Source organism: Paraburkholderia sp., from assembly GCF_049581445.1.
In the GTDB taxonomy this organism is placed as follows: Bacteria; Pseudomonadota; Gammaproteobacteria; order Burkholderiales; family Burkholderiaceae; genus Paraburkholderia.
On the sequence record NZ_JBAURZ010000080.1, the window covers coordinates 26,263 to 39,460 of the forward strand.

General features: G+C 58.7%; 10 protein-coding genes. 3 read left to right on the forward strand and 7 right to left on the reverse strand.

Annotated features, from left to right (window positions below):
- Nucleotides 1-43: 43 nt before the first annotated feature.
- Nucleotides 44-982, reverse strand: coding sequence for a LysR family transcriptional regulator (locus WCA85_RS06615; RefSeq protein WP_424062368.1), 939 nt, complete (start codon nucleotides 980-982; stop codon nucleotides 44-46).
- 245 nt (nucleotides 983-1,227) lie between these two features.
- Between WCA85_RS06615 and WCA85_RS06620 the strand changes: the two genes are divergently transcribed.
- Both WCA85_RS06620 and WCA85_RS06625 read left to right on the forward strand, forming a co-directional pair.
- The gene (locus tag WCA85_RS06620; RefSeq protein ID WP_424062369.1) at nucleotides 1,228-2,580 is read left to right on the forward strand and encodes a DUF1254 domain-containing protein; all 1,353 of its coding nucleotides are present in this window, start codon (nucleotides 1,228-1,230) and stop codon (nucleotides 2,578-2,580) included.
- Nucleotides 2,581-2,702: 122 nt separating this feature from the next.
- Complete coding sequence (locus tag WCA85_RS06625; protein WP_424062370.1) at nucleotides 2,703-4,172, forward strand: DUF1254 domain-containing protein; 1,470 nt, start codon at nucleotides 2,703-2,705, stop codon at nucleotides 4,170-4,172.
- Between the two features lie 22 nt (nucleotides 4,173-4,194).
- Here WCA85_RS06625 and WCA85_RS06630 read toward each other — a convergent pair whose 3' ends face one another.
- The 6 genes from WCA85_RS06630 to WCA85_RS06655 form a co-directional block, all read right to left on the reverse strand.
- Entirely contained in the window at nucleotides 4,195-5,727 is a 1,533-nt protein-coding gene (locus WCA85_RS06630) for a methyl-accepting chemotaxis protein (protein ID WP_424062371.1), read from the reverse strand.
- Between the two features lie 385 nt (nucleotides 5,728-6,112).
- Nucleotides 6,113-7,582 (reverse strand): efflux transporter outer membrane subunit, encoded by a 1,470-nt coding sequence (locus tag WCA85_RS06635; RefSeq protein WP_424062372.1) that lies wholly within the window; start codon nucleotides 7,580-7,582, stop codon nucleotides 6,113-6,115.
- A gap of 7 nt (nucleotides 7,583-7,589) precedes the next feature.
- A complete protein-coding gene (locus WCA85_RS06640; RefSeq protein WP_424062373.1) occupies nucleotides 7,590-9,164 on the reverse strand; it encodes a DHA2 family efflux MFS transporter permease subunit in 1,575 nt (524 codons plus the stop codon).
- A 20-nt stretch (nucleotides 9,165-9,184) separates the two neighbouring features.
- Entirely contained in the window at nucleotides 9,185-10,288 is a 1,104-nt protein-coding gene (locus WCA85_RS06645; protein WP_424062374.1) for an HlyD family secretion protein, read from the reverse strand.
- A gap of 74 nt (nucleotides 10,289-10,362) precedes the next feature.
- Nucleotides 10,363-10,797, reverse strand: coding sequence for a MarR family winged helix-turn-helix transcriptional regulator (locus WCA85_RS06650; RefSeq protein ID WP_424062375.1), 435 nt, complete (start codon nucleotides 10,795-10,797; stop codon nucleotides 10,363-10,365).
- Nucleotides 10,798-10,901: 104 nt separating this feature from the next.
- Nucleotides 10,902-11,813 carry a LysR family transcriptional regulator gene (locus WCA85_RS06655; protein ID WP_424062376.1) on the reverse strand — a complete coding sequence of 304 codons (912 nt, stop codon included), beginning with the start codon at nucleotides 11,811-11,813 and terminating at the stop codon, nucleotides 10,902-10,904.
- A gap of 204 nt (nucleotides 11,814-12,017) precedes the next feature.
- Between WCA85_RS06655 and WCA85_RS06660 the strand changes: the two genes are divergently transcribed.
- On the forward strand, nucleotides 12,018-13,175 hold the full coding sequence (locus tag WCA85_RS06660) for a patatin-like phospholipase family protein (protein ID WP_424062377.1): 1,158 nt from the start codon (nucleotides 12,018-12,020) through the stop codon (nucleotides 13,173-13,175).
- The last annotated feature ends 23 nt before the right edge of the window (nucleotides 13,176-13,198 follow it).

A 13,198-nucleotide genomic window follows, 5' to 3' on the forward strand; every position in this document is an offset into this window, starting at 1 on the left:
GGCCGTCGTTTGGTTGAGCAGTTGATAGTACACATCCATGCCACTACTCCGTATGACAGGCTGTCACTTTTTTGGCATCGTTCATCAACTGCGCGGCAAGCGCAAGGGCAATCTCTCCAGCCGGCGACATCGTACGATCAGCGAGCGTGACGGTCGCCCACTCAAGTGCCATGCGGGGAAGGTCCTTCACGGGCACGGGCGCAAGTGTTTGCGCGGCGAGTTCCTTTCGCACCACCGAGGGCGTGGCAAACAGCAGCGCGTCCGTTCGTTCGACAAATGACTTCAGGATCCGGACGTCATTACATTCGAGCTGAAACGGAACCTTCTCGTGACTCCTTATCTTAAGGATCCGATGTATGGCGGCCTGCATAAAAGGGGGCAACGGCACGGAGACGAGGGGATATTTACGCAGCGAACTCGCAGTTGCGGGTGTGCCGCCAAGCAAGGGATGACCCGGACGGGCAAACCATCCGCCCTCATGCCGCGGCAGGGCTCGCATATTGAGTGCGGGGTTATCAGGCAGCACGCGCCGATCGATCACGAGAAAATCCATTTGCTCTGCCACGAGCATATCGATCATTGCTTTCGCGTGATGTAGCTCCAGCTTGATTTCGACATGCGGGTGACGCTGCGAAAACTCCACCAGCATGTCGGGCAACAAGATCATGGCCGGGTAAGGACCAAGGCCAATTCTCACCTCTCCCGCTTCATGTGTCTTGAGCAGTTCCGCATCCCTGACGAGACTGTTTGCCTCGAACAGAACACGACGTGCGCGTTCAACAATCGTTTTGCCAACCTGCGTGATTGCAACACCCCGTGTCGCCCGATCGAACAGGCGCAGACCAAGTTCTTCCTCGAGCGCCTGAATGCTACGGCTCAGAGCGGGCTGACTTAGATGCACCCGCTCCGCAGCCCGCGCAAAGCTGCCCTCCTCGGCGAGCGCAACCGCGTGGCTCAGACGTCGAACACTCATCTCATGCATACGTTGCAATCTCCTGATACCAACAATGCATTGGCTTTATGTCCAAGTTTAGACTGAAATTGCGGGAACGCAACTGGGACGGATACGAGGATGCCTGCGCAAATTCACGCGCTCGCAGACCTGGTGAGCTCATAACAACATTGGAGATATGCATGCAAATCTGGAAACACCCGATGGTGCCTGGCCTTGCGATTGCGATGTCGGCGTGCACGACAGTGTCAGTGCCCGCGAGCCGGGGGGCGTCAGTGAGTGACGATGCAGTAACGGCAGCAGCGGTTTCGCAGGCGGAAGCCATACGTATCGCGCGCGATGCCTACGTTTACGCTTATCCGCTAGTGCTTCAGGACGTGACCCGGGTCCACACGTCGAACTTCGCGGCTGCGGCGAGATTCCCCGACGCGCCGCCTAATCAGTTCGTGCATGCACCAGCCTTTCCGCCGATCGACATGAAGGTGCTTGTTCGGCCCAACGCCGACACGCTCTACTCCGTAGGATGGCTCGATCTGGGCCCCGAACCTGTGGTCTTGTCCGTCCCCGCCAGTGACCGCTACTTCATGCTGCCCTTGCTGAGTTTGTGGAGCGACGTATTCGCAGTGCCCGGCACAAGAACAACCGGCCGCAACCGGGCGGCCAACTTCCTGGTGGTCGGACCCAACTGGCACGGACAGGTGCCGCCGGGACTCGAACTCATTCATGCGCCAACGCGCTACGTTGGCGTTCTCGGACGCACCCAAACAAACGGACCGGCTGACTATGCGTATGTCCACCAGCTTCAAAGCGAGTACAAGATAACGCCGCTCGATGCGTGGGGGAAAACCGGTGCGCCGCCGCAGAGATGGACAGTCGATCCTGACGCGGATATGAAAACCTTGCCACCGGTCGTGGTTGAGAGAATGGACGCACAGACCTTCTTCAAGCGCTTCACCACTTTGCTGAAAGACAACCCACCGGGTCCGTTTGATTATCCGATCGTTCAGCGCATGGAACGACTGGGCATCCACGTCGGCACGCCGTTCGATGTCAACAGCGCCCCACCGCAAATTCGCGTCGCCTTCGAGACAGGTTTGGCACAGGGTAAAGCGCTGGTCGCATTGCAGCAGCAAAAGGAATCCGGCATCGGGCGCAAAGGCTGGACCTACACGACTGAAAGCGGCGCCTATGGCGTGAACTATCTCTATCGCGCCGCGATCGCGTCATGCTGCCTAGGAGAAAACCTCGCCGAGGATGCGTTATATCCATCAACAGCAACGGATAGCGACGGACATCCGCTCGACGGATCGCATCAATACGTTTGGCACATCGACAAGTCCCAGATACCCCCTGTCGATGCTTTCTGGTCTATCACCGCATATGACAGCCACGGCTATTTCATCCCTAACGAGTTGAAGCGGCAAACCCTGGGTGACCGGGATAAGCTGAAATTCAACGACGATGGCTCACTTGACATCTACGTCCAGGCCAACTCACCCGGCACAGCAAAAGAGTCCAACTGGCTGCCCGTCGCGCAAGCTCCCTTCTCGCTGATGCTCAGGCTCTACTCGCCGCAACTGTCGGCGTTAAACGGCGACTGGCAACCGCCACCCATCACGCGCGAATAGCGACAGCGGGGCTCCCGCTTGCCCGCGCATCTCCCACAGGCATAGTCCGGCTGCGTGGCGCACGCAGTTATGTTGCCCACGCCGATCGTGACTAACGCTCATATCTTCATTGCTAAACACATATGAAAATCCTTAACCTGACTCGACGCCCTGCACTCCTCAATGTTCTGATTGCCGGCGCCCTCGCGACCTCGATGGCGGGAGCGGGAGCGGCGAGCGCATCGACGCCAGCGGTAATCGCACAGCAACACAACATCACGTTGTCCCCAGCTGAGATCCAGGTGCTCGCTCGAGATCTGTATTTCTACGCTTATCCTATCGTGCTGATGGACATCACGATGCGCCAGGCTACGAATGTGCCTGACGCAACATCGGTACCCATGCGCGCCCCCGTCAATCAGTTCGCCCACTTCCGTACGTATCCGAACGCCGATGCAAAAGATGTGGTGCGATTCAACTTTGATACGCTGTACTCGCTTGCATGGGTCGACTTGAGTCATGGCCCCGTCATTTTGACGGTGCCAGACACGCATGGCCGTTACTATCTGGTGCCGTCACTGGATATGTGGAGCGATGTCTTCGCCTCGGTCGGCTCACGGACAACTGGCACGCAGGCTGGCGAATATGCATACGTACCGCCTCATTGGCATGGCACGCTCCCTGACGGGGTACAACGGATCGACGCACCGACATCCATGATCTGGCTGATGGGACGCACGCAAACCAATGGACCGGACGACTATCAGAATGTGCATCTGATCCAGGATGGCCTCAAGCTCACGCCGCTCAACCTGTGGGGCAAACATGGCAACGCGGCTGCCGCATCGTCCGTCGATCCGGAAATTGACAATAAGACGCCGCCGCTCGTTCAGGCAAACCGGCTGACCGGTGTGGATATGCTCACTCGCCTCTCGGCACTGATGCAGCGCTACCCTGCCCATGCAAATGATTACCCGATCCTGTTGCGCGCTCGCGCGCTCGGCCTGGAACCGGGCAAAACGTGGGATGCGACCAGACTGGATAGCGCGACGCGCGACGCAATCAATGCCGGTGCGAACGCCGCTCGAGACGACCTGGTCAAGGCGATCAAGAAAATCGGTCAGCACGTCAATGGCTGGTCGATCCTGGTGGATGACACCGGCACATACGGAACGTCATATCGCCATCGCGCCGTGATTGCGTTGGGCGGACTCGGCGCGAATCTGCCAGCGGATGCGGTGTACCCTACTGCGTTTCGCGACGGCGACGGTAAGCTGCTCGATGGCGCGAACCGTTATGTACTCCATTTCGCCAAGGGTCAACTACCGCCCGCGAACGCATTCTGGTCTCTGACGATGTACGACAACCAAGGTTTTCAGGTGCCGAATTCGCTCCATCGTTTCGCGATCGGCAGTCACGACAAGCTTACGTTCAACGCCGACGGCTCGCTCGACCTTTATATCCAGCACGATTCGCCCGGGGCTGAAAAGGAATCGAACTGGTTGCCGTCGCCAGCATCGGGACAGTTGGGGCCGACATTGCGGCTGTACTCGCCCAGAGCCGAAGTGCTGGAAGGCGACTGGGTTCCGCCGGGAATCCAGCGCGTGAACTAGACGAGCTTGCCGCGCGCTCAATTCAAGCGATATGGAAAACCGCCACTGCCGCGCGCAACTGTTGGGCCTGATCTTCGAGCGACCCAGCAGCAGCCGCGGCTTCTTCCACCAGCGCCGCGTTCTGCTGGGTTACCGTGTCCATCTGCGAGATTGCCTGATTGATTTGCTCAATACCGCGACTCTGTTCGTTCGACGCTGATGCAATCTCGCCCATGATGTCGGTCACGCGCTGGATGGCGACACCAACCTTTTCCATTGTTTGCCCCGCACGCGAGACGAGATCAGCGCCCTCCTCAACCCGGGAACCGGAAGCCTCAATGAGTAGCCGGATATCCTTGGCGGCACTTGAAGATCGCTGCGCAAGCCCCCGCACTTCGCTTGCCACAACAGCAAAGCCTCTGCCTTCCTCTCCGGCCCGTGCCGCTTCTACCGCCGCGTTGAGAGCAAGAATGTTGGTCTGAAACGCGATTCCCTCGATGATGCCGATGATCTCGGCGATCTTTCCCGAGCTCTCCTGAATACCCTGCATCGTCTGCACCACCTTCCCCACAATCTGACTGCCTTCAAGGGCAACCCCGTTTGCGTTGTCGGCCAATCCGCTCGCTTGTCTGGCGTTTTCTGAATTCTGTTTAACCGTTGCAGTCAGCTCTTCCATGCTGGCGGCAGTTTGTTGCAGCGATGCGGCCTGTTGTTCCGTGCGCGCAGACAGGTCGGTGTTACCGGCTGAAATCTGCGTCGTTCCGGTCGTCACCGCTTCGGAGCTCGCTCCAATGCGTACCACCATTTCGAGCAAGGCGTTGCGCATCCGGGCTAGCGACGCGAGCAAGCTGTTGTGGTCTCCTCGCGCCAGAACGATCGGCACGCTCAGATCACCGCTCGCCATCCTGTGCATGGCCTGAGCAACGTCAGCGGGCTCGCCGCCAAGCGCGCCAGTCACTTTGTGAATGATTTGCCACGCCAAGGCTGCAATGCCGATGATCGCGATGGTGATCAAGGCTATGAGAAAACCGCCGGTTCGCCAGAATGTCGCGTTGATATCATCAGTAAAGATTCCGGTCCCTATCCACCAGTTCCAGGGCTTGAATTCCACGATGCCATTCATCTTTTCAACCATTTCCCCGGTTGCAGGATGCTTTGCGAGCGTCGTCATAACGGGGATATGCTCGCGGTCGAGCATTTCCCGATACAAATCGCTGTCGGGCCTTCCATCCGGTGCCTTGCCGACGTTGATCTTACCGATGCTGGATGTCTTGCGGTGTACGAGCGTTGTGCCGTCGGGAAGGCGGACCCAGAAATAACTTTGGTCTGAATAGTTGAGCTGACTCAACGCCAGTTTCGTCGCCGACTGTGCCTGCTCGGTCGTCATCGTTCCGGCCACTTCCTGATCGTGGTAGTACGTCGCCAGATGTTCTGCCATCTGAAGCAGATTGGTGATCTGTGCGCGCTTATCGTCGAGCATCGCCTGTCTAACGCTATAAAGACTGTAAGCGCCGACCGCTAGAAGTGCGATGAGCGCAGTCAGCGCCAATACCATCAGCCGTGTAGACACCTTCATGAAAATCCCTGATCGTTCACATTTTTTCGGGCCTACCGCATCTGCTTCGGTGCGAGCCAACATCTCGATTACGGCAACGCAGTCAAATCCTTGATAAGGGTTACCTCTGATAACAATTAACCCTCCTGGAGCCATAGAAAGTCAAAAGATACCCAGTAACCGCTACTTGCCAGACCTACAATTCCGCTTGTCGACTTCGACGATGCGATGGGAGGACAGGTCATGAAAGCGCGCTACGCTGTTGCGTTGGCACTCCTGGCGGGCTTCGGTATGGGAGTGGCCGCGATCCAGACCGAACAACCCGACGACGATTCCGACTGACGCGCAAGTTCGTACGATATCAACGGAACATCGAAATCGTACGTCCCTAATCGAGCAGTCAAGCTCAGTGAGGCGTCGACGACACGCCCGTATCAGCCGAAGCCTGGCTCTGCTCCTGCTTCTGCGCCTCGCCAGCAGCGGTATGCTCGCTCCACCCTCCTCCCAACGACCGGTACAGCGCCACGGCTGAAAGCGCATGTTCCCGCTTGGCCTGATTCAACTGATCGGAATCCTCAAGATAGGTCTGCTGAGCGGCAAGTACGTCGAGAAAATCGGTGGCACCACCTTTGTACAACTGGTTCGCCAGTTTGAGCGACTGATCTGACGCGGCAAGCGCATCAGTCAAGCGCTGCGTCGATTCTGTCGTGCTGACGAGATCGCTACGCGTATCCTCGACTTCCTTGAGTGCCTGGAGCATCGTTTGCTGCAAACCCAACTGTGACTCGCGCATTTTGCTTTCACTCTGCTGGATGTCGGCGGTAATGCGTCCCGCGTTGAAGATCGGGCTGGTCGCATTGAGCGCGGCGCTAAACAGGTTGTCCGTGAGCGCCGGCATACCCAGGTATGAAGCGGCGAGCAATCCGTCGCTCAGGTTGAGTGTGAACTTCGGATAGCGCTCGGCGTGCGCCACCCCCACTTCGGCAGCGCGCTGCTGGACTGTCGCGTAGGCCGCCAGTACATCCGGACGACGCAACAAGGCTTCAGACGGAAGCGTCTGCGGTGCCGCTCCACCCGGCGTCGGGACCGGAGCGGGAGTGGCGAGTACGAGCTTGTCGATCGACTCCGGCGTGCGCCCCGAATACACGGCGATCAGGCTGAGTTGATGCTGGATCGAAGACTGAGCGCGCGGAACCCGCGCGAGCAGTTCGCTCAACTGATTCTGCGCACGTGACACATCCAGTTGCGTCGACAGACCATACTTGAGCCGCTCCTGCGTCAGTTGCAGCGCTCGCTGGCGAATTACAACGTTGTCCTGCAGGATCTTCAACTCTGACTGAGCCCAGCGCAAGTCGACATAAGCCGACGCCGTATTGGCGGCGAGTGCGAGCCTGAATTCATCCTCCGCGTGCTGCTGCCCGACCAGTTGCGACTGCGCCGCGAGCAGGTCGAGCCGCTCTCCGCCAAAGACGTCCGGGCTCCAGTTCAGGGCCAGGCCCACGCCCCCTTCACGCACGTAACCGAGCGGAGGTGGTGTGTTGATCCGGCTATTCGACGCGGTAGCGGTTGCGTCGAGTTCCGGCAGCAACGCCGCGTGCTTCTGCGTGGTAATCGCCCTCGCCTGTTTGACGCGTTCAGCGGCGGCCTGCAGATCCAGGTTGCTAGTGAGAACCGAACTCACCAGTTCGTCGAGCACAGGGTCGCCAAATTGCGACCACCACGTCGCGGCGTCGACGCTGTCTTTGGGCGCCTCGACACTCCAGTTTGCCGGGGCGGTTGTTTTTACGGTGTCAGGCAGATCGGTGTGCGTCGCCGGTTGCACAGCGCACGCCGCCAATGAAAGACTGACCATTGCTGCAATGAAAAGCTTTTTCATGATGACCTCAATGTGCGTCCGGCGGCGGCGCGGCGTTATTGATCGATTTGGCGAAAAACACGCTGACGATGCCCACAAGGAAGCACAGCGACAGCACGTAGAAAACATCGGAGTACGTCAGAACCAGTGATTCCCGCAGGACTAGTGCATGCAGGCTGGCAAGTCCCGACTGGGTTGCGTCGAGCGCATCGCCCGCGACTGCGGACCAGTGAGCGGTCTGTCCGGACAGCAGCGACTCCACTTCCGGGCGCCCCACGGTGACGCTTTCATTGAGGCGGAGATAGTGGAAGTTAAGACGGTCGTTCAACATGGTGGCGCTCACCGCGATGCCGATCGCGCCACCCAGATTACGCATCAGGTTGAACAGGCCGCTTGCCGACTTGAGCCGTGACTGTGGCAACGACCCCAGCGCCATCGTGACGATCGGCGGCACAGCGAACTGCTGACCGATGCCGCGCAGCGCTTGCGGCAGGAGCAGCTGTTGCCAGCCCCAATCGTGGGTCACAGGCACATACAGATAGCATCCCAAACCAAAGCACACGAGGCCGAAGAGCAGCAGCCAGCGCATGTCGACGAAACGGGAGACCACTGCGTACACGGCGAGCGCAAGCAGTTGAAACACACCAACGGACAGCAACGCGATGCCGATCTGCAGAGAACTGAAGCCTCGCACCTGACTCAGGAACAGCGGAGTCAGAAACACCGTGACGAAGATGCCGACGCCGGTGACGAACGACAACAGGCTGCCGATGCCAAAGTTTCTGACCATCAATGCGCGCAGATCGACGATAGGATCTTTAGCGGTCAATGCATGAACAAGAAAGAGAAAGCCGCAGATTGCGGAGATCCACGTACAGGCGACAATCACGTGGTCGCCGAACCAGTTTTTGCGCGGCCCTTCTTCGAGCACGTACTCCAGACATCCAAGGAAACCTGACATCAGAACAATGCCGAGGTAATCGCCTTTCTTCAGCAACGACAAATCAGGCTTGTCGATGTTCACGTACTTCGGCACCAGCGCGGCGACTGCCACGCCCGGCACGAGGTTCAGATAGAACAGCCAGTGCCACGACCATTGATCGGTAATCCAGCCACCTATCACGGGGCCGATCGCCGGTGCCAACGAAGCCAACGCGCCGATAGTGGTCGATGCGATCAAGCGCTGTTTGCCGGGAAACAGAACAAACGCTGTCGTAAAGACAGTGGGAATCATCGCGGCGCCCATCGCGCCTTGCAATGCGCGGAAGGTGATGATCGAGTTGATGTCCCATGCGATCCCGCACAACATGCTTGTGATCGTAAAGCCCACTGCGGAAGCAACAAAAAGCCACCGCGTCGAAAACACCTTGGAAAGCCAGCCCGACATCGGGATAACAAGAATTTCCGCGATCAGGTAGGCGGTCTGGACCCATGACAGCTCGTCCTGACTCGCCGAAAGTCCACCACCGATGTCACGCAGCGAAGAAGCAACGATCTGAATATCGAGGGTTGCCATGAAGAATCCCAGGCACATCAGCGCGAAGGCGAACACACGCTGGCGTATCGGCTGGGAAGCGGGGTCAAGCGAGTTTGAGGTTGTCATGATCGTGGCTCGGGGCGCGCTTAGTTAGCACTCGAAACCTGTGACGCGTCGGCGAGATGCACCACGACCGTTGCCGACAGACCAGGACGCAGCACTGATTCCATACTGGCCGGCACATCAAGATGGACCCGCACCGGCACCCGTTGCACGATCTTCGTAAAGTTGCCCGTGGCATTCTCCGGCGGCAGTACGCTGAACGTTGCGCCCGTCGCCGGGGCGAGACTTTCAACATGACCATGCAGAGGAATGGCTGAAGCATCGAGCGTGACGTCGACCCGGTCGCCGATCTGCATTTTCTTTAGCTGGTCTTCCTTGAAGTTGGCGTCTACCCAGAGATCCGTCGAGGGCACCACGGTCAGCAGTGAAACGCCGGTGTTGGCCAACATGCCCACCCGAGCGGTCCGGTTGCCAATATAGCCGTCGACCGGCGCGCGAATCGTCGTGTACTCGACGTTCAATTCCGCCACTCGCTGCGCAGCCTGAGCCGTGCCGACACGGGCCTGTGCATCGGCGATTTCCGCACCCAGCACGTCCAGTTCGCGTTTCGCCGCGAGCACCGCCGCGTCGCTGCTTTGCACGGCCGCTTGTGCCTTGTAGAAATCGGCGTCGGCGCGTTCGACGACCTGATTCGAAACCGCATCGTCCTTGACGAGCTGGCTATAGCGCGCCTGGTCGGCTGCGCTGCGTGTCAACTCGGCTGAGGACGCGCGCACTTCCGCCTGATGCTGATTGATCACGGCCGCCTGAAGTATCTGTTTCGCCTGCAACTCCGTTACAACCGCTCGCGCACTATTGACCTCAGCCGTGGCTTGCGCAAGTTTTGCGTCGTAATCGCGTGAATCGAGGCGAACCAGTACCTGATTCGCCTTCACGTGCTGGTTGTCCTGCACGAGGATGTCCGTCACGAACCCGTTCACCTTCGGCGCCATGACCGTGACGTTGCCGCCGACATACGCGTCGTCCGTTGTTTGCTCGAAACGCAAGACAAAAAACCAATAACCTGCAGCTGCGGCGAGCACCACCATGACCGCCCCTACCGCGAGCGACATCCATGGAATGCGCCGCTGCCCCGGTTCGGCAACCGGCGTGGGAATCGCTGAAGCAGGACTTGAAGGACTCGACATGGTTTCACCTGTGTATATGCACTAAAATGGATAAAGTGACGCGCTTATTGGTCGTTGAATGCCAACGTTTGTACTTAAGCTTTTGAAACGTCGCGACTGATGCGAAATAGTTCTCGACGGAGAAATTCGGCCTGTGAAGGTCCGAATTTGCGTTCGAACTCGTCTTGTGCAGCGCGCCAATGAATTGTGGCCTCCTCCAGTCTTGTGCGACCTTCATGGGTGAGAACCAGTTGCAGGCGCCTTATGCCAGGCATGGATGTCTCGTTGGCGACCAGGCGGTTGTGTAACAACGGTTGAAGCGCCCGCACCAATGTTGTTCGATCCAGCAGCATGGCGTTCGCCAGTTCGACCATCGTCAGACTGGCGCCATCTTTAAGCGCCCGCAGAATATTGAATTGCGTCGGCGTGACGTCTGCTTCCGACAGGTGCCGTTCATAAAGCTGAGAAATATGCCTGGCGGCCTGTCTGACTGCGAAGCAGTCGTCGATTTCGAGTGAGTAAGTGTGCATGCGCACAGAATAGAGACTGCCTTACCGGGGATCAATCTCGCCGGCACATCTGATTCTTGTCACGCGGAGAACAATAGGCGCCGAGCCACGGCGAAGCGCCGTCTCTATGCTCCTTCTGATGAAACCGCTTCGAAGAACGCCGCGGCATGTTCGACAAACACCCTGACTTTGGCCGGCAGTAAGGTCCGCGATTGATACGCGAGGCGGATTTCAATCGCGCCGTCCACGATGGTGAAGTCTTCAAGAATCGACACGAGCCGGCCCGAGGTTAGTTCCTCGTGCACGACGGCGGTGGGCACCAGGCCGATGCCAAAGCCCTCGAGCACCATTTCCCTGTTAAAAACGACGTTGTTGGACGCCACTTCGTACTTCAGCGGAATGGTCAGGTTCTCATCTGCCACACGAAAGGTCAGTTCTGGTTTCCGCAGCGAAGGCGACATGGCTACGAACACGTGCCCGACAAGCTCTGCGGGATTCGCCGGTGAGCCGTGCTGACCCAAATAGTCCGGCGTGGCGACGATGGCGAGCGGGATTCGCTCAAGCAGGCGGGTAATGGTCGTGTCGGTACTCAACATGAACGGCAGCACAATGCCGAGATCGTAGCCGTCTGCAACCAGATCAACCGGCCTCTCCGTCAGCGTGACGTCGAGGCTTATCTTGGGGTGTTTGCGCTTGAAGCTTGAAATGAGCGGCACGAGCCGGTTGACAGTGGCGGTCGTGTGAGCCACGAGCCGGAGCACTCCGCCTGGCTCGCGGGACTGCGTGGAGGCTTCGGCCTCAAGCGCTTCGAGTTCATCCAGTATTCGCGCGCAACCGTCGTAAAAGCGCTCGGCGGCCTCCGTCAAAGAGACTTGCCGCGTGGTTCTGTGGAACAGTCGGCTCCCGAGGCGTTGCTCAAGGCCTGCAATCGCCCGGGAGACAATGGGTGTAGTCAGGCCCAGCATGTCTGCCGCTCGTGTAAAGCTCTTCGCCTCAACAACCGAGCGAAAGACCCGCAAGCTCTCCAGGTAGTCCATATCAACTCTCCGCAGGCAACAAGGTATTTAACTTATCAGTTGCGCAGGATGGTTGCCAGTCGAGCGCGACGAAACCGATGTACCGTGCCAAGTACACGATCCGCGAGTCTGACCGGAAGGTCACCCAGGGCGCGGTCTTCACGACAGGTCGAAGCGTCCCGTGGCAAAATCAGCAACGCGGCCCTCCCGGCCCGGAGATTAGCCATGGCCAAGACAACGCAGAGTCAACCTGACGCTCCCGCAGCCGGCCGTTCCGATGCAGAGAACGAGATCCCCGGACAAGTCGTCCTCGTCTTTCAAGGGGGTGGCGCGCTGGGTGCGTATCAAGCCGGCGTCTATGAGGCGCTTCACGATTGGAAGATCGAGCCAGATTGGGTGATTGGCACATCGATTGGTGCGATAAACGGCGCCATCATCGCGGGCAATGCGCCCGAACAGCGACTAGCGCGACTGAAACAGTTCTGGAACGGAGTCGCTCACCGTGGATCCGTCGCCGCTAGCTGGCTGCCAGGATTCGAAGCCTGCGCGCGCTACTGGTCCATCGTCACACAAGGCGTGCCATCGTTCTTTACCCCTCGCCCGGCGTCATGGGCAAGCATTCATACCCGTGTTGGCGCCGACCTCGCGGCATTTTATTCGACCGGTCCGTTGCGTGAGACGCTAACCGCGCTCGTTGACTTCGAGTACCTGAATGACAAGGCGACACGGCTGACCGTAGGCACGGTCAATGTCAGCAGCGGCCGCATGCGTTACTTCACGAATCGCGACACGCCCATGGATGTTGATCACCTCATGGCATCGGCAGCGTTCCCGCCGGGTTTTCCGTCGGTGCGCGTTGAAGGAGAATCGTACTGGGATGGCGGCATTTACTCCAACACGCCCCTCGAAGCGGTGCTGGACGACCATCCACGGCGAAATTCGGTGATTTTCGCCGTGCAATTGTGGCCAGCCACCGGCCCCGAGCCTGAGTCCATTTTGCAGGTCATGAGCCGGCAGCGTGACATTCAGTATTCCAGTCGCGCGGAAAGCCATCTTGAACGACAGAAGCAGATTCATCGCTTGCGCCACGTGATCCGCGAACTGGGCCAGCACATCCCCGAAGCCCAACGCAACGCGCCTGAGGTTCAGGAGCTTCTGGGTTGGGGATGCGGCACGACCATACAGGTACTGGAACTCGACGCACCGCCTCTGGATGGAGACGACCTGAACCGGGACATTGACTTCTCGGCGGGCGGAATTGAGCGACGCTGGGCCGCCGGATACGAAGACACGATACGCATGCTGAAACGCGCGCCATGGCACGAAGTCCCAGACCCGATGGAGGGCATTTCAGTCTATCGGGTTACCCATGAATCTATGTGAAAAGCGGCGCCGAAGTCGCAGCG